Source organism: Pseudomonas sp. TE31087 (genome assembly GCF_057284075.1).
Genome location: NZ_JBXVNN010000001.1, coordinates 2,338,855 through 2,361,275 on the forward strand (window position 1 = coordinate 2,338,855; position 22,421 = coordinate 2,361,275).

A 22,421-nucleotide genomic window follows, 5' to 3' on the forward strand; every position below is an offset into this window, starting at 1 on the left:
GTTGCCCCTGACGTCCCTTTCACGTTTTCAGCCTTCGCTGCGCCATAGTACCGGCCAACTGTCCGGGCCCAGCTCGGCACAGCGGTCCATCCGCGCCAACCTGACCAGGCGCATGCGCTGGCCGTCGTAGCGCCAGCTTTCCTCGACCCCGCAACTGCCGGGATAGTCGTCCTTGGCATAGCTGTAGAGCTCGCCCTTTTTGGGGTAGAACTCGATGGCGTCGCGCATCCGGCTGATCAGCACCGGGCTGGACGGCGCCTCGAACTCCAGCGGTCCAAGGGCATAAGGCGCCTCACGCGACACCTTGTACAACGCGTAGAGGCAATGGAAGTCGTTGCAGTTGTAGCTGAGCAGCGCCAGGGCGTGCTGGTCGTCCAGGGCATGCAGCTCAAGCTTGGGGGCCTCATCGAATTCGTTCTTCAACTGGTCTTCGGCGGCCGCCTTGGCCATCACTACCGGGTTGATGCCCGCCAGTTCCTGCTCGCTAAGGGGCGTGGCTGCAACAAAGGCCGGCCCCCGGGGCTTGGCCGGGATGGGCAACTGGGCGTCGGCGACGCTGTCACCGGGTCGCACCAGCGCGCTGTAGTGGCCGACCCGGCCCTGCACCGCATCCATCAGCAGCAAGGCGGCGCTCAGGCCTTGCAGCGAACTCACGCGCTCCCCTGGCCGGGTGTCGTCCACCAGGCGCTGGCCATTGCGCAATTGCCGCAACACGGCGTAGGCATCGGCGCCTTCCAGTTCCAGGGTGGTCTCGACGCCACGGGTCATGCGCCAGGGGGCGACCAGCAGCTGGCCGTCGAGCAGGGGCTCGCCCGACCAGTCGGTGCTGCCCACCAGGGTCAGGTGCAGGTTGCCCCAGGCGCCCGCCTCGCGCTGCACCAGCATGCCCACCCGCATCTTCTCCGGATGATCGGCCAGCACCGCGGTGCAGAAGCGCGTGTTGTCGCAGCCCACCACCCAGTCCTTGATCTCCCGGTACACCGGTACCGGCTCTGGCTCCGCCGCGCCGACCAGGCCGGGTAGCAACGCCAGCCCCAGGGCCAGCCAGTTCCTTGTTGTTGCGCGCATCTTCCTGCATTCCTGTAATAGCCGAGAACGCCCCACTCCAGAGGCGGCGCAATGATTCCACAGATCAGAAACCAGGTGCGGAAAATCGACAGTAGTGGTTGTGCCACGGGATCTGGCAGTATCGGATGCGTCATGTTCAGAGCCTGCGCCATGTCCGCTACCGTCAGCCCGCTGTTGCTTGCCTTGCGCGAAGGTACCCGCGCCTGCCACGAAGGGCTGGAGGCGCGCCTGCCGTTTTTCAGCGAAGGCTTCGACCGGGCGGCCTATGCGCGCCTGCTTGCGGCTTACCACGGTTTCCATGCGCCGCTCGATACCTTGCTGGCCGAGTACCAGACTTCTGAGCGCAACAAGACACCCGCCCTGTCCCGCGATCTGGACGCCCTGGCTATCGATGTCGAATCGCTGCCCTTGTGCCACACCCTGCCCCGTATTGACGATGAAGCCTGCGCACTCGGTGTGATGTATGTACTGGAAGGCTCCACCCTGGGCGGCCAGGTACTCAAGCGAGCCATGGCTGAACGCCTGGACATCGACGCCGACAGCGGCGGTGCGTTTCTCGACGTCTACGGCGCGCATACCGGCGCACGCTGGCGCAGCTTCCTCGATCGACTGGCTGGCGCAGATCCGGAGCCTGCCGCCCAGGCCCGGACGGTAAAGGCAGCGGTCGAGACCTTCACCTGCTTCGAACGATGGCTTGAAGAGCGACGCGTGCTGGCCTGCTGATCCCCCGCGCTTGGGCCTTACCTACGGCACTTGTTCAACAGCGATGTCACCACGGGCGTCATGCTGATCGCCGCCCCGCACAAACCACCGCATAGCAGCGCGAAGCCCAGCGCCCGCAACGGGTGCAAGGTATTGAAGAATGCCAGTACCAACAGCATCAGCAACAACGCCAGCGCGTAGCGGATTGACGTTCTTGGAATTGCCACCATCAGCAGGTTGAAGAGCACGAAAGCGTAGAACACCATCATCGTTGCCAAGCCAACGCTGACGCCTCGCGCCATCGGCGGGCCGATATACTGCCGGTACAGATCGAAGCCCAGCCTCAAGAGGAAGGGAAACGCCACACAGGCCAGTGCGTGCAGCAGGAAACGGGAAAGCAACGGCAACATTCGTCCTTGATCCTGGAGCCGGCCATGGTTTGCGCAGGGCCGTGAGTGAGGAAAACGGATGCTAATGGCCGGAATGGCCGCCAGCAAGCCACAGTATTGGCCGGCAACCCCTCGTGACAAAGACCTGCTTTTCCAGCTTGGCGCCACACAGCAGAATCCCTACGTCAAAGACGTAAGGATGCGGTATGCTGACGATCATCGAAGCGCCACTGTTTTCGAAGCTGTGGCCCGACTACTGGACCGCTGACGAACATGGCGCGTTCATGCACCACTTGGCCAACAACCCTGATGGCGGCGCAGTCATCCCCGGCTCCGGTGGCTGCCGCAAGGTACGCTGGCGCATCGAAGGCCAAGGCAAGCGCGGCGCCGTGAGGGTCATCTACACCGCCCAGCTAGACAATGGTGTTCTGGTAGCACTGCTTATCTACGGCAAGAGCGCCACCGAGAGCATACCCGCGCATGTACTGCGCCAGATCGTGAAGGAACTGAACCATGCCCCTGACTGAAAAAGAACTGATGCAGCGCGATGCCAAGCGCAATATCGCAGAGGAGCTGCTTCAGTCCATTCGCGATGTCAAAGCCGGACGATTTGGCGCTGTACACCAGGTCGAGGTGACCGAAGCCGCAGAGGCCCGCAGCAAGACCGGCTTGTCCCAGCTGAAGTTCGCCGAGCTGCTCGGCGTCTCCGTACGTACGTTGCAAGAGTGGGAACAAGGCCGGCGCACGCCTTCGGGAGCTGCACGTACGCTACTGCATATCGCATCTGTACGACCGGATGTGTTTCATGAAATCCTGCAGGATCGCCCCACATAGCAAGGGCGCTGGACAGCCTGATAGCGAGCCCCGACATGAACGTCATTGCCTGTGATCTGCACCACCTGGACGCCGCCGCGGACCTCTTCAACCAGTACCGGATGTTCTACCAGGAAGCGGATGACCTCCCCGCTTCCCGCACATTCCTCAAGGCCAACCTCGAAACCGGCAACTCGCGCATCTACCTGCTGCTGGACGCCGACGGCCAGGCCATCGCTTTTGCCCAGTTGTACCCGGCCACCTGCTCGCTGGCGATGAAGCGCTTCTACTGGCTGTATGACCTGTTCGTTGCTCCGCACGCCCGCAGGGGTGGTCATGCCCGTTACCTGATGCAGCAACTGACCGAGATTTTCCAGGCCGAGGGCGCGCAGCGGTTGAGCCTGGACACCGCCCGGAGCAACCTTGCCGCCCAGGCACTGTATGAATCGCTGGGGTATGTGGCCGAGCAGGACTTCGTGACCTATCACAAGATGCTCGATTGCTGAGACTTGTCGGGGTGTTCGGCGGGAGACTGGCAGCGCCTATCAGATCGAGCGCCGCCCGCGCGGCGCATCGCGGCACAAGGCCGCTCCTACATCTATGGTTACCCCCATTTCTGCAATACTGTACTGAGTTGTGCGTGAGTTTGGTTTGCGTCAATCTATACGGCGTCGTGTGGGAGGTTGGTCCCGCGCCTCGATGAAAATCGCGCCCGACGAGCCTAGATATTTGTTCGGCTTCTGAAGCCGAGTAGGAGCTCAGGTTGATCGCCAGGCCGGTATACCGTTCACGTCATCTGTGTGCAGCATCGCAAAACCAGGTGGGTTGTTACTCGTGTGTCTGCAGGGTCAAGCGTTCATGGCGCTTGACCCTGCATCAAATTCGCTGTGGTGTGCCGTGATGGCCCAGGCGATTCGGGCCAGTTTGTTGGCGATAGCGCACACCACCAGGTTGGGGTGGTGAACACGTAGCAAGCCACGTACCCAGTCCGCCAGCTTGCCGGTTTTGCGCTCCAGCCCAATCAGATAGACCCTCGCGCACTGGATCAGCAGTCGTCGCTGATTGCCGTCGCCCCGCTTGCTGATTCGCCCCAGGCAAGGTTTGCCGCCTGTCGTGTGCTGCCTGGGAACCAGGCCTATGGAGGCTGAATAATTTCGCCCACAGCGGAACTGCTTACCATCACCCAATTCCGCAGCCAGGGCGGTAGCGGTGATCGGGCCAATACAAGGTATCGACATCAAACGGGAAGCAAGATCATCGCTAACGGCCTGGCTATGCACTTCCTTGTCCAGAGCCTTGATCCGATCATCGAGATAGCGGAAGTGGGCATGTAGGTCCAGCAACAGCTTCTTGATCAACGGTGAGAAGGTACTGTCGTCCAGCAGAATGGGGAGCTCCCGGACCGCCTTGAAGGTGGGTGCCAAACTGACCCCCACCTCGAGCAAATAAGCGTGGATGCGGTTCATGGTGGCAGTACGGTCTCTGATGAAGCTGTCGCGCAGTGAATTGAGCATCGCCAGCGCCTGCTGGGCCTCGGTTTTGGGAGGCACGAAGCGCATCTGATCGCGGGTTGCCGCCTCACCGATAGCGGCAGCATCGGCAAAGTCATTCTTGTTGCTTTTCACGTAGGGGCGAACGAACTGTGCGGGAATAAGTTTGGGCGTATGACCCTGTCTCGTCACCTCTCGCGCCATGAAATGAGAGCCACCACAGGCCTCCATCGCCACCGTGCAGGGCGCAAGATTGGCAAGGTGGCGGATGAGTGACTCACGGTTGAACCTGCGGTGATAGAGCTCATGACCCCGATCATCCTGAGCGTGTACATGGAAGCTCAACTTTCCCAGGTCGATGGCGATGATGGCGACAGTGTTCATGGCGTTGCACTCCGATAGGCACCCTGTGAAAGCTTAGAGGGCTGACACAGGGTGGGGCGGGGGTAGCCATTTCATTATTTGTTGTAACGTGACCATGCCTGATAGGCCATGGTTGTTAGCCTTGTGCGCTCGACGCGATTTTTTGGCGGGCATTGCCGCCGCCCAACTCGTCTCAAGACATGCACCAAGGCTGGCAACCATGGCCTGACAGGTTCGGTACGTTGCAACAGATGTAGGAGCGGATTCATCCGCGATGCGCCGCGCGGGCGGCGCTCGATCTGATAGGCGCTGCAAGGATTGCGGCGGACACCTGGCGGCCCTCATACAGTCAACAACCTTGGCGCCGAAAGTACCTGAGCGACCCGATCAACCCCGCTCTATCCCATCCAGCACAGCCGACGTCAAGGCCAGCCCTTTCTCCAGGGAGTTCTCCGTCGCCACCAGCAAACTGCGCAGTGGTTCGCTGGCTTTTTCCAGGGCCATCGCGTTGGTTTCGTAGGCCGCCTGCAAGGCCGCTACCGCGCACACCAGCGCATCCTCGCCATCAATGCCGGCATGCACCGAGAACATCGGTGGATGGGCGTCGTGGCAAGTGCCGAAATGGGCGTTGGCCGTGGTGGGCCGGGAGGTTCGGGTGGTCGTATCGAGGGTCATGGGCGAACCTCCCGGGGCAAGGGGCGGGGTGGGTCGGGCACGATTTTCAGCATGGTTCAGCACTCCTGTACCGTCATGGGAAAACTGCCTGAATCCGCTTGCACTCGAATAGGTGGCAGCTATACGCAGGTGTGCAAGACCGAGGGTACAGGAACTCGGCAGGCCCAAGGGCCTCCCACGCATAGCCGCCATTGGAGGGCCAGAACCGCAGACTGCCGGCAAGGCCCAAAAGCGCTTTCGCGTTGTACCTGTACGGGCTTGCACACCCGGTCGTTGAATTGGCAACGACAGGACAAGACTAAGGAGCGCGACTGGCCAGAACAACAGCTGAAAGGCCGTAAAAGCATGCTTGGGAAACGTCCTACGTGAAATAGGGAAAGTCTTAGTAATCCGCTTGAAACAACTGTCTTGGCCTCATCGAGGGGCAAGCCCGCTCCCACGCATCTCCTCCTATTTGCCCTGCTACTTGCCCTGAAAGTCAGGACAATTTCTAATTTTCCTGTACACGAAACATCTACTAAAGGTTTATATTCCGCCCGCCGAAACAGAAAAGGTAGCAAGTGGCCACCACTCCATCGAAGCGGCCATGTACACCCTTCACTCTCACGGATGGGCGTCACCATGAAAATAAAAAACAAACTGATCCTGGCCTTCGTACTGGTGGCCTTCATCCCGGTGGCCCTGGTCGGCGGGATCTCGGTGCTGAACATCCGCAGCGAGGCGGTCGACCAGTTCCTCGACGGCAGCACCCGGGAAATCCGCCAGATCGACGGCAACATGCGCCAGTTCTTCGATGGCACGCTGCAGAACGTCGATCAAATGGCCAAGGATCCTGTATACACCTCGGTTACCTCGCTCAAGGACTACACCGGCGCCGACGCCGCCAACCAGCCGATGCCCGAGGCCGCGCAGCGGGTGATCGACGCCTTCGCCCGCTACGGCACCACCCACCCGGCGGCGGCGATCCTGTCCATCGGCCTCGAGGACGGCAGCTACGCCAAATGGCCGGACGACCCGCAACTGGCCAAGTACGACCCGCGCACCCGCCCCTGGTACAAGGCCGCCATGGCCAGCCCGGACAAGACCGTGCGCACCGCCGCCTATTACTACGACAAGGATGACGTGGCCCTGGTCGGCACCGCCCGGGCGCTGCTCGACGAGGCCGGCAAGGCCAAGGGCGTGTTCGTGGTCAGCGTGTCGCTGAAGAACCTCACCGAGCTGGTCAAGAGCATCAAGCTGGGCGACAGCGGCTATGTGATGCTGATCGAGGACGGCACCGTGCTGGTCGACCCACGCAACGCCAGCCACGGTTTCAAGCAGCTCAAGGACCTCGGCGTACCCTACGCGCAACTGGCGGCCACTTCCCAGGGCTCCACCGACGTGGTTATCGACGGCGTGCGCTACATGGCCAACGTGTGGACCTCGCCAGGCCTTGGCTGGCGCTTCGTCGGCCTGATCGAGTACGACGAGGTGATGGCCGCGGCCACACGCATGACCTATGTCACCGCGTTGATCGTGGTGGTGCTGGCCCTGGTCTTCGCCCTGGTGGCGGCGGCGTTCTCGCGGGTGATCGTCAAGCCGATCGGCCAGGTCAGTATCGGCCTGCAGTCGATCGCCGAGGGTGAAGGCGACCTGCGCCGCGACCTGCAGGTGCAGGGCAAGGACGAAACCGCCGAGCTGGCCGGCTGGTTCAACAAGTTCCTCGCCGCCATCCGCCAGCTGATCCAGCGCATCGGCGCGGCCTCGACCAACCTGCACGAAGCCTCGCGCAGCAATAGCGAGATGGCCGGCAACATGAACGAGGCCGCCGGGCGCCAGCGCGAGGCGGTGGAGCTGGTGTCCACCGCGTTCAACGAGATGGTCGCCACCGCCAACGAAGTGGCGCGCTCGTGCAGCAGCGCCGCCGACGCCGCCGAGCACGGCCACCGCCGGGTGGCCGAGGGCAAGCAGCAGATCGAGGCGACCACCGACAACGTCAATCGCCTGGGTCGGCGCCTGAGCGAATCGTCCCAGGCCATGGTCGAGCTGGAGGAAGGCAGCCGCAGTATCAACCAGATCCTCGGCACCATCCGCGCCATCGCCGAGCAGACCAACCTGCTGGCGCTCAACGCCGCCATCGAGGCCGCCCGGGCCGGCGACCAGGGCCGTGGTTTTGCCGTGGTGGCGGACGAGGTGCGGGCGCTGGCCAAGCGCACCGCCGACTCCACCGGCGAGATCGACCAGTTGCTCAACACCCTCGGCGGCAAGACCCAGGAGGTCTCGCAGAAGATGGAAAGCTGCCTGGACCTGTCGCGCGCCAGCGTGTCGTCGATCGAAAGCGCGCGGGACAGTTTCGAGGGCATCCAGCTCTCGGTAAACGAGATCCGCGACCAGAACCTGCAGATCTCCGCCGCCGCCGAGGAGCAGCACAGCGTGGCCGAGGAGATCAACCGGCATATCCAGCAGATCTACGACGAGGCACGGCTGGTAGAGGGGCTGGCCAGCTCCGCCCAGGCCGACTCCGGCAGGTTGGCGCAGTTGTCGGATGAGCTGAACGGGCTGGTGGGACGCTTCAAGTCGTGACCTTTGGCTTGAGCCTTTACGCGGCCCCTGTAGGAGCGGCCTTGTGCCTCGAAAGGGCCGCAAAGCGGCCCCGGCAATCTGTGCATCAACGCTGAAATCCCGGGGCTGCTCCGCAGCCCTTTCGCGGCACAAGGCCGCTCCTACAGGACTTGCGTATGGCTCGGCTACAGTGAACTCGACGCCACCCTCGAGAGCACCATGCCCAACCACAGCCCCATCCCCCGCAGCGTCTGGGCTTTAGGCTTCGTCTCGTTGCTGATGGACATCTCCTCCGAGATGATCCACGCCCTGCTCCCGCTGTACATGGTCACCGTGCTCGGCACCTCGGTGCTGGCCGTGGGCCTGATCGAAGGCGTCGCCGAGGCGACGGCGGCGATCACCAAGGTGTTCTCCGGCGCCCTCAGCGACCGCCTGGCCAAGCGCAAGCTGCTGACGGTGATCGGCTACGGCCTGGCCGCCGTGACCAAGCCGGTGTTCCCGCTTGCCCCCGGGCTGGAATGGCTGACCGCGGCGCGTTTCGTCGACCGTGTCGGCAAGGGCATCCGCGGCGCGCCTAGGGATGCGCTGATCGCCGATGTCACCCCCGCCGAGCTGCGCGGCGCGGCATTCGGCCTGCGCCAGGCGCTGGATACGGTCGGGGCGTTTCTCGGGCCATTGCTGGCGATCCTGTTGATGTGGCTGACCGCCAGCCACTTCCAGACGGTGTTCTGGGTGGCGGTGATTCCGGCGTTCATGGCGCTCTATGTGCTGGTAGCCTTCGTCCGCGAGCCCGAAAAACCGGCTGCGCTCGGCACAGTGGCCATGCCTCTGGCACTTCGCGAACTGGCCCGGCTAGGCAACGGTTACTGGCGTCTGCTCTTCCTGGCCACGCTGTTCACTTTGGCGCGCTTCAGCGAAGCGTTTCTGCTGCTGCGCGGCCAGGCGCTTGGCCTTGCCGCCTTGTGGGCGCCAGCGGTGCTGGTATTGATGTCGCTGGCGTATTCACTGTCGGCCTATCCTGCCGGGGCACTCTCCGACAAGGTCGGGCGACGGGGTGTGTTGATACTCGGGCTGGCCCTGCTGGTGCTGGCCGATCTGCTGCTGGCCTGGTTGCCGGGCCTGCCCAGCCTGGCCCTGGGCGTGATCCTGTGGGGGCTGCACATGGGGTTTACCCAAGGCGTGTTCAGCGCTTTGATCGCCGACAGTGCACCCGAGGATCTGCGCGGGACAGCATTCGGCGTGTTCAATCTGGTGACGGGGGTGGCGTTGCTGGTGGCCAGTGTGCTGGCCGGAGGGCTGTGGGACTGGGTGGGGTATCAGGCGACGTTCATGGCGGGGGGCGTGTTCGCCGCTACCACAATGGCAGGTTTGTGGTTCATGGCTGATCGTGGGAGCGGGCTTGCCCCGCGATGAGGCCGGCAGGAACAACTTCATTGCCTGACCTGACGCCATCGCGGGGCAAGCCCGCTCCTACAGGGTCATGGCTGCCGGCTGCTGCTCCAGCAACGACCATCCCCCCTGCCCGTCCACCTCCAGGCGATGGGAGTGGAACCCCGCCAAGGTACTGCGGTGCCCGACACTGACCAGCAGCGTCGCCGGCAGCTCCGCACGCAGCAGCGAATACAGCGCATGCTCCAGCCCTTCATCCATCGCCGAGGTGGACTCGTCAAGGAACACCACCTGCGGCCGGTTGAACAGCACCCGGGAGAACGCCAGGCGCTGCTGTTCGCCCAGCGACAGAATCCGCGACCAGTCGCGCTGCTCGTCCAGCCGTTCGGCCAGATGCGCGAGATTGACCTGGCGCAGGGCCTGCTGCATGCGCGCATCGTCGCCGGCCGCGCCCTGTGCCGGATAGGCGATGGCAGTGCGCAGGTCGCCCAGTGGCAGGTACGGGCGCTGCGAAAGGAACAGTGCCTGCGTCCCCAACGGTCGCCTGACCTCGCCCTCGGCATAAGGCCACAGGCCCGCCAGGGCGCGCAGCAAGGTGGTCTTGCCGCTGCCCGAAGGTCCTTTGATCAGTAGCGCCTGACCGCTATGCAGGCTTAGATCGAGATCAGCGATCAACGCATGGCCATCGGGGCGTCGCACCTGCAAGCCATGAATCCCCAATCCATGAGCCTGATCCACGGTGGCCACGCGCGGCAAGGCGCTGGCCTGCTGGTTGGCATCGAGAAAGCCTGTCAGACGATCGAGGGTGGCTCGGTACTGGGCGAAGGTGTCGTAGGACTCCCGGAAGAACGACAGCGAATCCTGCACCTGGCCAAACGCCTGGGCGGTCTGCATCACATCGCCGAGCTTGATCGCGCCGCTGAAGAAGCGCGGCGCCTGGAGGATGAACGGGAACACCACCGCTACCTGGCTGACGCCCAGGTTGAAGCCGCTGAACTTGAGGTTTCGAAACACCAGCGCCCAGGCGTTGCCGATCAGCGCGAAGAAGCGCCCGAGCAAGGTGCCCCGCTCCACCTGCGCGCCCTGGTAGAAGGCGATGTTCTCGGCGTTCTCGCGCAGGCGCATCAAGGCGTAGCGGAAGTTGGCGGTGAGTTTCTCGTTGAGGAAGTTCAGGCGGATCAGCGGCTGGCCGAGGCGGAAGGCGATCCAGGTGGCGACCAGCACATAGACATACACGGCGAACACCATCGCCCGGGGGACTTCGACGCCGGCCACTTCAAGCGGCGCCGACAGGCCCCAGAGAATGCCGGTAAAGGCCACCAGCGACACCAGCGCGCTGACCGCCCCCAGCGCCAGCGATACGGAGCCGCTGACGAAGGCGTTCACATCCAGTTCGATACGCTGGTCGGGGTTGTCCACCGGCTCGCTGAGGAACTGCCCACGGTAGTAGGCATCGCCGTGCATCCAGTCGGCGGTCAGGCGCTCGGTGAGCCACACCCGCCAGCGGATGTTGAACGCCTGGGTGACGTAGAAGGCGAACAGCGAGCGCAACACATGAATGGTCGCCAGCACCGCGAACACCCCGAGCAGGTACCAGAACGCGGTCTGGTCCAGTGCCTGCAGGGCGCTGTAGAAGCCGTTGTACCAGAACGAGAACAGCACGTTCAGGCGCACCGCGAACAGCGTCAGGACCAGCAGCAGCGCAAAAGCCAACAAGGGCCGCCAACTGCGGCGCAAGCTGAAATAAGGTCCGGCCAGTTGCCAGAACTGAGCCCCCCAGCGGGTGTAGCGCACAGCCAGCAAGGCGGTAATGGTGAAGCAGACAAGGGTGACCAACGAGGCGATTGCCAGCCAACTCAGGCTCTCTTGCAGGGCCTGGTGCCAGTTCATGTCCATGGTGCGCGTCCGTAGAGGCTATTTTTGCGAGCGTAGCACCGGACCTGCATTAACCCTGCAAACATGACGGACATTTCATCTTGAATCTGTTCCGGCCCATCGCGGGGCAAGTCGCATCGGCGCACCGCCGCTCCCACAAAAACGCCAAGCGGGGTTCGTGGGAGCGGGCTTGCCCCGCGATGGGCCGGAACAGGCTAAATCACCGCCTGGCCCAATGCCTCCCTGACCTTCTGATCCAATCCCTCTCCTGCGTGGGCCTCGGTCCACTCCTGCAACTGCCGACGCATCGCCGGCGTCCAGAAGCTCTGCAGATGCTGCCTCACCCCCTGCACCGCCTTGGCATGATCCGGCTCGCTGTCGAAGTAATGGGCGATCTGGTTGGCCATCTTCACCAGATTGTCACTGCTCATCGGCGCACCTCCGCCGCTTCCGCTTGCCGGCGCTCCTTGAGCAACCTGCGCTGCTCGTCACTGAAGCGCTGGTAGCGTTTCTGCCACTCCGACGGCTGGAACACCTTCGCCACCTCCACCGCAGTGACCTTGTATTCCGGGCAGTTGGTGGCCCAGTCGGAGTTGTCGGTGGTGATCACGTTGGCGCCGGACTCGGGGAAATGGAAGGTGGTGTACACCACCCCCGGCGCCACCCGACCGCTGACCCTGGCACGCAGCACGCTCTGCCCGGAGCGACTGCCTATACCCACCCAGTCGCCGTCGCTGATACCCCGACTCTCGGCATCGCTGGGGTGGATCTCCAGGCGGTCCTCGTCGTGCCAGGCGACGTTGTCGGTGCGCCGGGTCTGCGCGCCGACGTTGTACTGGCTGAGGATGCGCCCGGTGGTCAGCAGTAGCGGGTAGCGGCTGTTGACCTTCTCGTCGGTGGGCACGTAGCCGGTGAGCATGAAGCGCCCCTTGCCGCGCACGAACTGGTCGATGTGCATGGTCGGCGTGCCGTCGGGCGCGGCGTCGTTGCACGGCCATTGCAGGCTGCCGTGGCGGTCGAGTTCGGCATAGCTCACCCGGCGGAAGGTCGGGGTCAGGCGGGCGATCTCGTCCATGATCTCGGAGGGATGACGGTATTGCATGGGGTAACCCAAGGCACCGGCCAGGGCCACGGTGGCCTCCCAGTCGGCCTTGCCGGCCAGCGGCTCCATCACCTTGCGCACCCGCGAGATGCGCCGCTCGGCGTTGGTGAAGGTGCCGTCCTTCTCCAGGAACGAGCTGCCTGGCAGGAACACATGGGCGAACTTGGCGGTCTCGTTGAGGAAGATGTCCTGCACCACCACGCACTCCATCGCCAGCAGCGCGGCCGTGACATGCTGGGTGTTGGGGTCGCTCTGGGCGATGTCCTCGCCCTGGCAGTACAGCGCCTTGAAGCTGCCGTCCAGCGCGGCCTCGAACATGTTGGGAATGCGCAGCCCCGGATCGGGCTGCAAGGTCACGCCCCAGGCCTGCTCGAACTCGGCGCGCACACTTTCGTTGGAGATATGCCGGTAGCCGGGCAGCTCGTGAGGGAACGAGCCCATGTCGCATGAGCCCTGCACGTTGTTCTGCCCGCGCAGCGGGTTCACCCCAACCCCTTCGCGGCCGATGTTGCCAGTGGCCATGGCCAGGTTGGCGATGCCCATCACCGCAGTGCTGCCCTGGCTGTGCTCGGTCACACCCAGGCCGTAGTAGATCGCCGCGTTGCCGCCGGTGGCGTAGAGCCGGGCGGCGGCGCGGATCTGCTCGGCGGGCACGCCGCACACCGGGCCGAGCACTTCAGGGGCGTTGTCGGGCTGGGCGACAAAATCGCGCCAGCGGGCGAAGTCCTCGGGCTCGCAGCGGGCGTCGATGAAGTGCTGGGCCAGCAGGCCTTCGGTGACGATCACATGGGCCAGGGCGTTAAGCATGGCCACGTTGGTGCCCGGGCGCAGTTGCAGGTGCAGCTCGGCGCGGGCGTGGGGCGAATCGACCAGGTCGATGCGGCGCGGGTCGATGACGATCAGCCGGGCGCCCTGGCGCAGGCGACGCTTGAGCTGTGAGCCGAACACCGGGTGCGCGTCGGTGGGATTGGCACCGATCACCAGCACCACGTCGGCCTGCATCACCGAGTCGAAGCTCTGGGTGCCGGCGGACTCGCCCAGGGTCTGCTTCAGGCCGTAGCCGGTCGGCGAATGGCAGACCCGCGCGCAGGTGTCGACGTTGTTGTTGCCGAAGGCCGTGCGCACCAGCTTCTGTACCAGGTACGCCTCTTCGTTGGTGCAGCGGCTGGAGGTGATGCCACCGATGGAATCGCGCCCGTACTTGAGCTGGATCCGCCGGAACTCGCTGGCGGCATAGGTGACCGCCTCGTCCCAGCTGACCTCCTGCCACGGGTCTTCCAGGCGCTTGCGGATCATCGGTTTGGTGATGCGGTCCGGGTGGGTCGCGTAGCCCCAGGCGAAACGCCCCTTGACGCAGGCATGGCCATGGTTGGCGCCGCCGTTCTTGTCCGGGACCATGCGCACCAGTTGCTCGCCCTTCATCTCGGCGCGGAACGAGCAACCCACGCCACAGTAGGCACAGGTGGTGATCACCGCCCGTTCGGGCTGGCCGAGCTGAACCAGGCTCTTCTCGCTCAGGGTGGCGGTCGGGCAGGCCTGCACGCAGGCGCCGCAGGACACGCATTCGGAGCTGAGGAAATCGTCGCCGCCGGCCGCCGCCACCCGTGAGTCGAAGCCACGCCCGGTGATGGTCAGGGCGAAGGTGCCCTGGATCTCCTCACAGGCACGCACGCAGCGGTTGCAGACGATACACTTGCTCGGCTCGTAGTCGAAGTACGGGTTGGACACGTCCTTCTGTTCGCTCAGGTGATTGGCGCCGTCATAGCCGTAGCGCACCTCGCGCAGGCCGACCTGGCCGGCGACGGTCTGCAGCTCACAGTTGCCGTTGGCCGAGCAGGTCAGGCAGTCCAGCGGGTGGTCGGAGATGTACAGCTCCATCACGTTGCGCCGCAGGTCGGCCAGGCGCGGTGTCTGGGTGCGCACCACCATGCCTTCGCTGACCGGCGTGGTGCACGAGCCCGGATAACCGCGCATGCCGTCGATCTCGACCATGCACAGGCGGCACGAGCCGAAGGCCTCGAGGCTGTCGGTGGCGCACAGTTTGGGAATGCTGGTGCCGAGCATGGCGGCGGCGCGCATCACCGAGGTGCCGCCGGGCACGCTGATCGAACGGCCATCGATGACCAGGCTGACCTGCACCTCGCTGACCCGTTCCGGGGTGCCCAGGTCGATGTCGCTGCGGGGGTCGAAGTAATTGATCATTGCGCGGCCTCCAGGCCGAAATCGGCGGGGAAGTGCTTGAGGGCGCTGACCACGGGGTACGGGGTCATCCCGCCCATGGCGCACAGCGAGCCGTATTGCATCGTGTCGCACAGGTCGCGCAGCAGGCCGGCCTGGCTTGCGCGGTAGGCCGGGTCGGTACTGGCGATCAGCCGATCGACCACCTCCACGCCGCGCGTCGAACCGATCCGGCACGGCGTGCACTTGCCGCAGGATTCCTCGGCGCAGAACTGCAGGGCGAAGCGGGCCATGCCCGCCATGTTCAGGGTGTCGTCGGCCAGCACCACGCCACCGTGGCCGAGCATGGCCCCCAGGGCGGCGAAAGCCTCATAGTCCAACGGGGTGTCGAACTGTGCGGGCGGCACCCAGGCGCCCAGCGGGCCGCCGACCTGCGCCGCCTTGATCGGCCGGCCACTGGCGGTGCCGCCGCCGTAGCCTTCCACCAGCTCGCGCAGGGTCAGGCCGAAGGCGCGCTCCACCAAGCCGCCATAGCGGACATTGCCGGCCAGCTGGAACGGCAAGGTACCCGTCGAGCGGCCCATGCCGAAGTCGCGGTAGAACGCCGCGCCCCTGGCCAGGATGATCGGCACCGAGGCCAGGGTAAGCACGTTGTGCACCAGGGTCGGCTGGCCGAACAGGCCCTCGAGCGCCGGCAACGGCGGCTTGGCCCGGACGATGCCACGCTTGCCCTCGAGGGATTCGAGCAGCGCGGTTTCCTCGCCGCAGATGTACGCCCCGGCTCCCACCCGCACCTCGAGGTGGAAGGCCACGCCGTTGCCGGCGACATCCAGATAGCCGGCCTCGCGGGCCAGCAGGATGGCCTCGTTCAAGGTACGCACGGCATCCGGGTATTCCGAGCGCACATAGATGTAGCCCATGCTCGCCCCCACGGCGAGGCCGGCGATAATCATGCCCTCGATCAGCAGGAACGGATCGCCCTCCATCAGCATGCGGTCGGCGAAGGTGCCGGAGTCGCCTTCGTCGGCGTTGCACACCACGTACTTCTGCCCGGCCATTGCCTGGCGCACGGTACGCCACTTGATGCCCGCGGGGAACGCCGCGCCGCCCCTGCCCCGCAACCCGGAGTCGAGCACCGCGGCGACCACTTCGTCACCGTCCAGCAGGGTGGCCTGGCGCAGGCCTTCAAAGCCGCCGTTGGCGTGATAGTCGTCCAGCGACAGCGGCCGGGTGATGCCGGCGCGGGCGAACAGCAGGCGTTGCTGGGACTTCAGGTAGGGAATCGCTTCGACCGGCCCCAACGCCAGGGCATGGCTGCCGGGATCACCCGCCAGGGCATCAAGCAGCCCGGGCACATCCTCGGGGGTGACCGGCCCGAAGCCCAGGCGGCCTTGGGCGGTATCCAGCTCCACCAGCGGCTCCAGCCAGTACAGGCCACGGGAGCTGGTGCGGTTGATATCCAGCGTTAAGCGCCGCTGCGCGGCTTCGCGGGTCAACGCCTCGGCCACCTGGTCGGCACCGACGGCGCAGGCCAGCGAATCGCAGGGGATGCACAGGTTCAGCATGCCTTCACCTCCTCGCGGCAAGCGGCCACCAACGCCTGCAGGCGTTCGGGGGTGACGCGGGCGTGGAGCCGGCCATCGAGTTCCAGGGCCGGCGAGCAGGCGCAGGCGCCCAGGCAATACACCGGGCGCAGGTCGAGCGCGCCATCCTCGGTGCGACCGTGGTCGTCCAACCCAAGCTGCTCACGCAACTGCGCGGCCAGCGCCTCGGCGCCGCGGCTCTGACAGGACTCGGCGCGGCACAGACGCAGGGTATGGCGGGCCGCCGGCGTGGTACGGAAATCGTGATAGAAGCTGATCACCCCGCGCACCTCGGCCTGGCTGAGGTTGAGGGCATGGGCGATCTCGGCGACGGCGCTGTCGGGAATGTAGCCGGCGCCGGCCTGGATGGCGTGGAGGATCGGCAACAGGGCGCCGGGAGTGTCCTGCTCACGGGCCAGGACGCGTTGGATCAACGGCAGGTGGTTCAAGTCATCAGGCATACAGCAGACCTCGGCATCCCGGGGCGGCCCGTTGGCGGGCGGCGGTCCGGCGGTGTTCAGCTGCGGTGCGGGCCAGGTCACGGTGGCGGCAGGCCGGGCACCCTCGTTGTCCCTGGCCGGGCGTCTTGCTGCGCTCGGTCCACGGGCATCCTCAGAGCATGGCAGTTATTGCGCGAGGGGGTTGTGCGCGGGCGACCCGGCGCGTCCTGAAACCGACCATTGGAGGTGCCATCATCAAAGGTACAAAACGTAACTTTGTGATCAGGCTGAAATTGCGTGGGAGCGGGCTTGCCCCGCGATCACCGGCGAAGCCGGTGCCAGGCGACACATCGCGGGGCAAGCCCGCTCCCACGCTAACGAGACCTGCAATGTCGTTCCCTGCGCGACAGCGCAGCCGGTCAGTCCAGCACTACATGGGGCAGGAAGCGCGAGCTGTCCTTGGTGATCAGCGAGTCGTCTTCACGAATGCCGATCCCCGAGGCCAGGTCGCCGATCACCCAGGAGCCGATCAGGGAGTAGCTGTCGCCGAACTTCGGCAACGGCGCGAAGCCCTGGAGGATGTACGGCGCATCGTCGTAGGGACCGTCCTCGAACACCCGCTGGTCGTCGTCGGTGCGAATATCCACGTTGGCGCCCTCGCGGGAGAAGTACGGCTTGCGCACCCAGCCCTTGGGCACCGGGCGCCGAGGGTCTTCGTCGAGGAACGCCGGCAGCAGGTTCGGGTGCCCTTCGTGCCACTCCCACAGCAGCGGCAGGATGCCCTTGTTGGAGATCAGCGACTTCCAGGCCGGTTCCACGAACTGGGTATCGCAGCCGGCGATGGCCTGGCCGAAGTCCTCGTGGAAGATATGCTCCCAGGCATGCAGCTTGAACAGGCGCGGAATCGGCCGGCCTTCGAGGTCGACGAAACGCCCCTCGCCGTTCAAGCCGATGTCCTCCACATCGATGTGCCGGGTACTGATACCCACGTGCCCGGCCATCTTGCGCAGAAAATCCGTGGTGCCACGGTCTTCGACCGAGCCGGCAATGGCCGAGAAGTAGAACGGGCTTTCGCGCTCGAAGGCGCCAAAGGCCCGCACCAGGTCCTCGGCCAGGGTGTTGAACTGGCTGGCATGGGCCGGCAGCACGCCGCGCTCGATCTGCTGCTCCAGCCAGATCAGCTGGAACGCCGCCGCCTCGTACAGCGAGGTCGGCGTGTCGTAGTTGGCCTCGATCAGCTTGGCCGGGCCGTGGCCGTCGTAGCTGAAGTCGAAGCGCCCGTAGAGGTGCGGATGCCCCTCTTTCCACGAACGGCGCACCAGGTCGAAGAACGCCGGCGGGATCGCCAGGCGGGTCATCAACGCCTCGCTGTCGACGATGCGCTCGACCGCATCCAGGCACATGGCGTGCAGTTCCTGCGTGGGCGCCTCCAGGTCACGGCTGACCTGGGCCTCGCTGAACTGGTAGTAGCCGCGCTCGTCCCAGTAGCGCTCACCGTCGATGGTGTGGAAGGAAAAACCTTCGCGTTCGGCGGTGGCGTGCCAGTCCGGGCGTTCGTCGATGCTGATCTTGCGCATGCTCAACCGCCGAAGCTGAAGCCGCCGCTGCTCTTGCCGCCCCAGCCGCTGCGCGCAGTGGCCTGGCTGCCGAAGCCGCCGCGGGAGATCGACGAGGACACACTGGAGCGGGTCGAGGTTTTGGATCTGTAACTGCTACCGCCGGAGCTGCCGGAGTAGTAGCTGCTGTAGCTGCCGCCACTCTGCTGGGCCTGGTCGGAGCGCTCGAAGCGCTTGCCCTGGTCGATCTGCTGGCCGAGGGTGGTGGTGCGGTAGTCGCCGCGGCTGTCGCGGTACTGGTACACCGGCTGCGAGTAGTACTGGCGGCTCCCGCCACTCATCATCTGACCAAGCAGCAGGCCGGTGAGCAGGCCGTTGAAGTTGCTGCCACCGCTGACGGCCTGGCCGCTGTTCTCGACCTGGGCGCGTGCCGCGTCGACCTGCGACTGGCTGACTTCGCCCGACACCGCCAGCTCGAACCCACCCAGGCGCGGCATGTAGCGGCCGTCGCTGGTGACCTGGCAGTAGTCCGGCACGAAATCGGCCTCGCAGGCCGCCTTGTCGCCATAGGTCGGGGCGACCCGGCGGTGATCGGCCAGCGCCTCCATGTAGGCATCGGAACACACATCCACCGGCATCTTGTCATCGACGCAGGCCTGGACAGTGGTGTAGTTGCTGCGCTTGCTGACCGTGTAGGTCTCCTCGGGCGCGCTGCACGCGGTAAGCGCCAGCGGCAGGGAGCTGGCCAGCACCAGCTTGACGGAACTTCGTCTCATGTAGGGCTCCTTGCGCGCAAACGGCTCAGACCGACGGGGTCATGCAGGCCGAGTTGAGGAAGCCCACGCTGATCGCCACGGCGGCGGCGTAGATCGCGGCGGCCATTTCGCCCTTGGCGATTCGGCTGGCCAGGCCCTTGAGCACCAGGCTGGTGATGCCGAAGGCCAACAGCTGCACCACCGCGGCGATCACTACCCAGACCACGAAGTCGAGCAGGCTGACGCTGTAGGCGATGATGTTGCTGGCCGGCAGCGAGAAGCCGATCAGCGCGCCGCCCAGGGCAATGGCCGCAGCGCTGTTGTTGTCGCGGATCAGGGCGAACTCGCGGTGCGGGGTGAGGTGCGTATAGATGAACTGGAATACCCAGAACAGCACCAGCGCCACGCTGATGTAGAGGATGAAGCCGATCACTGCCTGGGCGTTGAGCGACATGCGAAGAGCGTCGAGCATGGTGAATCCTTGTCAGATGACGTTGAAGTCCGTTGATTGCAGGGTGACACCCACCGAAGTGGTCAGGCTGACATTGCCGTCCTCGTCCTCCTCCACCGACAACAGGAGGAATTCGCGGCGATCGGTCAGGCCGGTTTCGCGGGCATACAGCATCGACAGGTGCTGGATGCGGTAGCTGGTTTCGGGGCTGGTGACCCACTCGCTGATCGGCGTCAGCTCGGTCTGCCCTTCCTCGCTGCCCCACTGGCGGACGAACTCGTAGCCTTCATGCTCGTAGTACGGCAGGCCGATGTTCGACTCAGGACCGACCAGGCGCTTGAGTTCGGCGTCGCTGCTGACCGGCACCACGCTGTAGTAGCCGAACAGGATGATATCGCGCACATCGTCGGCCGACGCGCCGTTCATCACCACCTGCAGCCAGTAGTCCTCGTCTTCCATGTAGAAGCGCGCCAGGCGCACCGACTGGCCGAGGTCGACCTCACCGACGGCCCAGACCACTTCCTGACCGGGCACTTCCAGCTCGCTATGGCCATCGAGCAGCAGCTTGAGCGAAGGGTCGAGCTTGAGCATGCGCCCGCTGCCCAGGCCGAACGGCAGGTTGCCTTTGACTGGGCTGCCGGCGGCAGGTTTGGGGGCTTCGAAGCCCATGAAGCGTTTCAACCAACCCACGGGGCATCTCCTGGGTGAGAGGGTGACGGAACCGGAGCCAATGCAGGTGCTGAAGCGAACAGGCAGAGCCTGTGGGGAGAAGGCGACATTGTAGATCCCTTGGGTCGCGGCAGTCCTTTGGCGGGGGCGACACGATACTGCTTTTCGTGCGCCCCGCCAACGGGTCTGGGGCAAGGTTTTGCGCCAGCCGGGCCGGCCTCATCGCGGGGCAAGCCCGCTCCCACAAAGTCGCTGCAGATTTTACCCGTGGGAGCGGGCTCCCACAAAGCCGGTGCAGATTTTACCCGTGGGAGCGGGCTCCTACAAAGCCGGTGCAGATTTTACTCGTGGGAGCGGGCTCCTACAAAGCCGGTGCAGATTTTACTCGTGGGAGCGGGCTCCTACAAAGCCGCTGCAGATTTTACCCGTGGGAGCGGGCTTGCCCCGCGATAGGGCCGGCCCACTCAGCGGATCACTCCGCCGGCTTCGCCGCCTTGGCCTTCAAGCGCGCCAGCACATCATCGGCGCCGCTGTTGCTGGCGCCGATCCCGGCCGCCTTCAGGCGTGCCTCCAGGTCGCTACCGTCAGCCTTGCCCGCCAGCTCCGCCGCCGCTTCCAGCTCGGCAGCACGCTCGCTCTGACGCTTCTTGATGCGGTCCAGCGAGCCGACCGCCGTTTCCAGGCTGCCATTGGCGCCGCCGGTGGCCGACGCCGCGCTCACCTGGGCACGCTGCACGCTCTCGCGGGCCTTGACCAGGTCCACCTGCTGCTTGAGGCCCTTGATCTGCGCCTCGGTCTTGCTCACGGTGGCGGTCAGGGTCGCGACCGACGCGCCGAACTGGTCGGCCAGCGCCTGCTCGGAATCGCGCTGGTTGGTCAGGTCGGCGATGCGCGCCGCGCATTCGTGGGCCAGGCCTTCCTCGCCCTTGTCCAGGGCAGCGATGGCTTTCTGTTCCCAGTCGCCGATGGTCTTGTCGAACTCGGTGATGCGCTGCTGCGCGGTCTTGTGCTTGGCCATGATCTTGACCAGCTGGTTGCGCGCATCGATCAGGTTGTTGTCCGCGTCGCGGATCTCCTGGTCGAGGATGCGCAGGGCCTGGGAGTCGACGATCGCCTCACCGACTTCCGAAGCGCCGCCACGCAGGGCGGTGACGATCTTTCTCAACAAACTCATGGGGCAATCTCCGGAATCAGTGGGTGAAGTAGTCTTCGAAATCTTCGGCGGCGGTGATGACGTTGTCGGCCAGGGTGTGGATCTCCTGGACGATGTTGTCCAGCGACGAGGCCGCGCTCAGGGCACCGAACATGGTGTACACCAACTCGCCCGAGGGCAGCGTGTGCAGGCCGATCGACGACAGCGGGAAGACATCGCGGGTGCGCAGCACCGCATCGTTGAAGGCTGCCGCATCCTTCACCTGGCTGGCCTCAACCAGCAGCGTGTCGACCAGGATCTGCTCACCGGCCACGGCGATGTACAAAGGCAGGCCGTCCAGTTCGTTCATCACCAGCTTCAGGCTGGGTTCGGCGCCCTGTTGCAGGGACAGGCCGATCACGCCGCCGCGTACATCCTCCAGGCCCTGGAGGGCGCCGTGCAGCGATTCGATCGTCCAGTGGTTGTGCTCGGTCATGAAATCCTCCGTTCTGACCTGTTTGCCCGTGAGGGGCTGACGTAAAGCCTTCTCGATACCGCGCAAGGCGGCGGCATGCTCTGGCAGGATCCACAACTCACGCTTGACCAGGCCCGCGGCCTTGAGCCGGGCGCGCATGTCACGCATGTAGTCGGTGGAGCTTTTCTTGCCTGCCATCGAGGGGTGTCCTTGTCTCACATGTGAGGTACGTTACGCCTGGATTGTGACGTTCGCAAGTCTCACATGTGAGCCAGCTCGGCAGAACGAAGCGGATGACTCAGAGCGCCAGGATCGCCTGTGCCAGCGCCCGGTCCGACACGCCAGGCTCATCCAGCACCTGGCGAATCCGCGCAAACGCCGCCTCCATGCGCGCACTGCGAATGGCGCCATCGCTGGCGACGAACGCCGCAGCGTCATCCTTGGCGGCAAGGACTATCTTGTCATCCTTGAACGAGCTGCTGGTGCCTTTGCTGGCGCTCATGCTCAGGCTGACGGTCATGTCAGTGGTCATCACGAAACTGGTGGCCTGGGCCTGGCTGGTGAGCAGGCAAGCGAACAGACCGAGCAGGTGGAACGGCTGCGGGATATTCATGAAACTCTCGAGGTGGCTTGAGGGGAGCGCACCCTAGCAATGACGCGCCTGCTGCAACTTCATGAGCTTTGCAAAGGATTGTTAAAAAGTGCGAAGCCGATCACCCAGAAGCTTGCCCGACACCGTTAACAGTCTTTGACAGTTTCCCGACAAAGCTGCCAA

Annotated in this window: 22 protein-coding genes; 6 read left to right on the plus strand and 16 right to left on the minus strand. The window is 64.8% G+C overall.

Annotation, left to right across the window (positions count from 1 at the left end):
* Nucleotides 1-27 precede the first annotated feature (27 nt).
* On the minus strand, nt 28-1,068 hold the full coding sequence (locus tag ACZ899_RS10420; RefSeq protein WP_186733416.1) for a DUF1176 domain-containing protein: 1,041 nt from the start codon (nt 1,066-1,068) through the stop codon (nt 28-30).
* A gap of 132 nt (nt 1,069-1,200) precedes the next feature.
* On the opposite strand from ACZ899_RS10420, the gene ACZ899_RS10425 reads away from it, so the two are divergent.
* Entirely contained in the window at nt 1,201-1,791 is a 591-nt protein-coding gene (locus tag ACZ899_RS10425; RefSeq protein WP_234562652.1) for a biliverdin-producing heme oxygenase, read from the plus strand.
* Between the two features lie 17 nt (nt 1,792-1,808).
* Here ACZ899_RS10425 and ACZ899_RS10430 read toward each other — a convergent pair whose 3' ends face one another.
* Nucleotides 1,809-2,180 (minus strand): hypothetical protein, encoded by a 372-nt coding sequence (locus tag ACZ899_RS10430; RefSeq protein ID WP_234562653.1) that lies wholly within the window; start codon nt 2,178-2,180, stop codon nt 1,809-1,811.
* Nucleotides 2,181-2,365: 185 nt separating this feature from the next.
* Here ACZ899_RS10430 and ACZ899_RS10435 point away from each other — a divergent pair, with 185 nt between their 5' ends.
* From ACZ899_RS10435 to ACZ899_RS10445, 3 genes are read left to right on the plus strand one after another with little or no spacing between them, the layout of a single operon-like run.
* Nucleotides 2,366-2,686, plus strand: coding sequence for a transcriptional regulator (locus ACZ899_RS10435; protein WP_203647405.1), 321 nt, complete (start codon nt 2,366-2,368; stop codon nt 2,684-2,686).
* Complete coding sequence (locus ACZ899_RS10440) at nt 2,673-2,993, plus strand: helix-turn-helix domain-containing protein (RefSeq protein ID WP_232855850.1); 321 nt, start codon at nt 2,673-2,675, stop codon at nt 2,991-2,993. The genes ACZ899_RS10435 and ACZ899_RS10440 overlap by 14 nt, the downstream gene beginning before the upstream one ends.
* A 35-nt stretch (nt 2,994-3,028) precedes the next feature.
* Nucleotides 3,029-3,478, plus strand: a complete 450-nt coding sequence (locus ACZ899_RS10445; protein ID WP_232855849.1) for a GNAT family N-acetyltransferase — start codon at nt 3,029-3,031, stop codon at nt 3,476-3,478.
* Nucleotides 3,479-3,820: 342 nt separating this feature from the next.
* Here ACZ899_RS10445 and ACZ899_RS10450 read toward each other — a convergent pair whose 3' ends face one another.
* Together ACZ899_RS10450 and ACZ899_RS10455 are read right to left on the minus strand one after the other, a co-directional pair.
* Nucleotides 3,821-4,846, minus strand: coding sequence for an IS110 family RNA-guided transposase (locus tag ACZ899_RS10450; protein WP_203646634.1), 1,026 nt, complete (start codon nt 4,844-4,846; stop codon nt 3,821-3,823).
* A 366-nt stretch (nt 4,847-5,212) separates the two neighbouring features.
* Complete coding sequence (locus tag ACZ899_RS10455; protein WP_203647408.1) at nt 5,213-5,500, minus strand: hypothetical protein; 288 nt, start codon at nt 5,498-5,500, stop codon at nt 5,213-5,215.
* Between the two features lie 621 nt (nt 5,501-6,121).
* On the opposite strand from ACZ899_RS10455, the gene ACZ899_RS10460 reads away from it, so the two are divergent.
* Both ACZ899_RS10460 and ACZ899_RS10465 read left to right on the plus strand, forming a co-directional pair.
* Nucleotides 6,122-8,062: a methyl-accepting chemotaxis protein gene (locus ACZ899_RS10460; protein ID WP_234561545.1), complete on the plus strand. Its 1,941-nt coding sequence runs from the start codon at nt 6,122-6,124 to the stop codon at nt 8,060-8,062.
* Nucleotides 8,063-8,260: 198 nt separating this feature from the next.
* Nucleotides 8,261-9,454, plus strand: coding sequence for an MFS transporter (locus ACZ899_RS10465; RefSeq protein ID WP_234561544.1), 1,194 nt, complete (start codon nt 8,261-8,263; stop codon nt 9,452-9,454).
* 57 nt (nt 9,455-9,511) lie between these two features.
* Here the strand turns inward: ACZ899_RS10465 and ACZ899_RS10470 are convergent, their stop codons facing one another.
* From ACZ899_RS10470 to ACZ899_RS10525, 12 genes are all read right to left on the minus strand, one after another.
* Complete coding sequence (locus ACZ899_RS10470) at nt 9,512-11,326, minus strand: ABC transporter ATP-binding protein/permease (RefSeq protein WP_234561543.1); 1,815 nt, start codon at nt 11,324-11,326, stop codon at nt 9,512-9,514.
* A gap of 194 nt (nt 11,327-11,520) precedes the next feature.
* A complete protein-coding gene (locus tag ACZ899_RS10475; RefSeq protein WP_234561542.1) occupies nt 11,521-11,736 on the minus strand; it encodes a formate dehydrogenase subunit delta in 216 nt (71 codons plus the stop codon).
* Complete coding sequence (fdhF, locus tag ACZ899_RS10480) at nt 11,733-14,609, minus strand: formate dehydrogenase subunit alpha (protein WP_234561541.1); 2,877 nt, start codon at nt 14,607-14,609, stop codon at nt 11,733-11,735. Before fdhF ends, ACZ899_RS10475 begins: the two co-directional genes overlap by 4 nt.
* Complete coding sequence (locus ACZ899_RS10485; RefSeq protein WP_234561540.1) at nt 14,606-16,150, minus strand: formate dehydrogenase beta subunit; 1,545 nt, start codon at nt 16,148-16,150, stop codon at nt 14,606-14,608. The genes fdhF and ACZ899_RS10485 overlap by 4 nt, the downstream gene beginning before the upstream one ends.
* A complete protein-coding gene (locus tag ACZ899_RS10490; RefSeq protein WP_203647415.1) occupies nt 16,144-16,629 on the minus strand; it encodes a formate dehydrogenase subunit gamma in 486 nt (161 codons plus the stop codon). The genes ACZ899_RS10485 and ACZ899_RS10490 overlap by 7 nt, the downstream gene beginning before the upstream one ends.
* Nucleotides 16,630-17,027: 398 nt before the next feature.
* The gene (locus ACZ899_RS10495; RefSeq protein WP_234561539.1) at nt 17,028-18,185 is read right to left on the minus strand and encodes a glutathionylspermidine synthase family protein; all 1,158 of its coding nucleotides are present in this window, start codon (nt 18,183-18,185) and stop codon (nt 17,028-17,030) included.
* Between the two features lie 2 nt (nt 18,186-18,187).
* Nucleotides 18,188-18,940, minus strand: coding sequence for a DUF1190 domain-containing protein (locus ACZ899_RS10500; RefSeq protein ID WP_203647417.1), 753 nt, complete (start codon nt 18,938-18,940; stop codon nt 18,188-18,190).
* A gap of 25 nt (nt 18,941-18,965) precedes the next feature.
* A complete protein-coding gene (locus ACZ899_RS10505) occupies nt 18,966-19,391 on the minus strand; it encodes a DUF350 domain-containing protein (RefSeq protein ID WP_028692698.1) in 426 nt (141 codons plus the stop codon).
* Between the two features lie 12 nt (nt 19,392-19,403).
* Complete coding sequence (locus ACZ899_RS10510) at nt 19,404-20,060, minus strand: DUF2491 family protein (protein WP_203647418.1); 657 nt, start codon at nt 20,058-20,060, stop codon at nt 19,404-19,406.
* Nucleotides 20,061-20,511: 451 nt separating this feature from the next.
* Nucleotides 20,512-21,213 (minus strand): PspA/IM30 family protein, encoded by a 702-nt coding sequence (locus ACZ899_RS10515; protein WP_234561538.1) that lies wholly within the window; start codon nt 21,211-21,213, stop codon nt 20,512-20,514.
* Between the two features lie 16 nt (nt 21,214-21,229).
* Nucleotides 21,230-21,844: a YjfI family protein gene (locus tag ACZ899_RS10520; protein ID WP_234561537.1), complete on the minus strand. Its 615-nt coding sequence runs from the start codon at nt 21,842-21,844 to the stop codon at nt 21,230-21,232.
* Nucleotides 21,845-21,944: 100 nt separating this feature from the next.
* On the minus strand, nt 21,945-22,259 hold the full coding sequence (locus ACZ899_RS10525) for a DUF2388 domain-containing protein (protein ID WP_234561536.1): 315 nt from the start codon (nt 22,257-22,259) through the stop codon (nt 21,945-21,947).
* Nucleotides 22,260-22,421: the final 162 nt, after the last annotated feature.

What these genes read in the sequence shown, in the direction of transcription:
- ACZ899_RS10420 (WP_186733416.1), bottom strand. Translation starts at nt 1,068, where the DNA reads ATGCGCGCAACAACAAGGAACTGGCTGGCCCTGGGGCTGGCGTTGCTA.
- ACZ899_RS10460 (WP_234561545.1), top strand. Translation starts at nt 6,122, where the DNA reads ATGAAAATAAAAAACAAACTGATCCTGGCCTTCGTACTGGTGGCCTTC.
- ACZ899_RS10430 (WP_234562653.1), bottom strand. Translation starts at nt 2,180, where the DNA reads ATGTTGCCGTTGCTTTCCCGTTTCCTGCTGCACGCACTGGCCTGTGTG.
- ACZ899_RS10520 (WP_234561537.1), bottom strand. Translation starts at nt 21,844, where the DNA reads ATGGCAGGCAAGAAAAGCTCCACCGACTACATGCGTGACATGCGCGCC.
- ACZ899_RS10445 (WP_232855849.1), top strand. Translation starts at nt 3,029, where the DNA reads ATGAACGTCATTGCCTGTGATCTGCACCACCTGGACGCCGCCGCGGAC.
- ACZ899_RS10435 (WP_203647405.1), top strand. Translation starts at nt 2,366, where the DNA reads ATGCTGACGATCATCGAAGCGCCACTGTTTTCGAAGCTGTGGCCCGAC.
- ACZ899_RS10425 (WP_234562652.1), top strand. Translation starts at nt 1,201, where the DNA reads ATGTTCAGAGCCTGCGCCATGTCCGCTACCGTCAGCCCGCTGTTGCTT.
- ACZ899_RS10500 (WP_203647417.1), bottom strand. Translation starts at nt 18,940, where the DNA reads ATGAGACGAAGTTCCGTCAAGCTGGTGCTGGCCAGCTCCCTGCCGCTG.
- ACZ899_RS10490 (WP_203647415.1), bottom strand. Translation starts at nt 16,629, where the DNA reads ATGCCTGATGACTTGAACCACCTGCCGTTGATCCAACGCGTCCTGGCC.
- ACZ899_RS10450 (WP_203646634.1), bottom strand. Translation starts at nt 4,846, where the DNA reads ATGAACACTGTCGCCATCATCGCCATCGACCTGGGAAAGTTGAGCTTC.
- ACZ899_RS10455 (WP_203647408.1), bottom strand. Translation starts at nt 5,500, where the DNA reads ATGACCCTCGATACGACCACCCGAACCTCCCGGCCCACCACGGCCAAC.
- ACZ899_RS10525 (WP_234561536.1), bottom strand. Translation starts at nt 22,259, where the DNA reads ATGAATATCCCGCAGCCGTTCCACCTGCTCGGTCTGTTCGCTTGCCTG.
- ACZ899_RS10485 (WP_234561540.1), bottom strand. Translation starts at nt 16,150, where the DNA reads ATGCTGAACCTGTGCATCCCCTGCGATTCGCTGGCCTGCGCCGTCGGT.
- fdhF (WP_234561541.1), bottom strand. Translation starts at nt 14,609, where the DNA reads ATGATCAATTACTTCGACCCCCGCAGCGACATCGACCTGGGCACCCCG.
- ACZ899_RS10475 (WP_234561542.1), bottom strand. Translation starts at nt 11,736, where the DNA reads ATGAGCAGTGACAATCTGGTGAAGATGGCCAACCAGATCGCCCATTAC.
- ACZ899_RS10440 (WP_232855850.1), top strand. Translation starts at nt 2,673, where the DNA reads ATGCCCCTGACTGAAAAAGAACTGATGCAGCGCGATGCCAAGCGCAAT.
- ACZ899_RS10470 (WP_234561543.1), bottom strand. Translation starts at nt 11,326, where the DNA reads ATGGACATGAACTGGCACCAGGCCCTGCAAGAGAGCCTGAGTTGGCTG.
- ACZ899_RS10515 (WP_234561538.1), bottom strand. Translation starts at nt 21,213, where the DNA reads ATGAGTTTGTTGAGAAAGATCGTCACCGCCCTGCGTGGCGGCGCTTCG.
- ACZ899_RS10505 (WP_028692698.1), bottom strand. Translation starts at nt 19,391, where the DNA reads ATGCTCGACGCTCTTCGCATGTCGCTCAACGCCCAGGCAGTGATCGGC.
- ACZ899_RS10465 (WP_234561544.1), top strand. Translation starts at nt 8,261, where the DNA reads ATGCCCAACCACAGCCCCATCCCCCGCAGCGTCTGGGCTTTAGGCTTC.
- ACZ899_RS10495 (WP_234561539.1), bottom strand. Translation starts at nt 18,185, where the DNA reads ATGCGCAAGATCAGCATCGACGAACGCCCGGACTGGCACGCCACCGCC.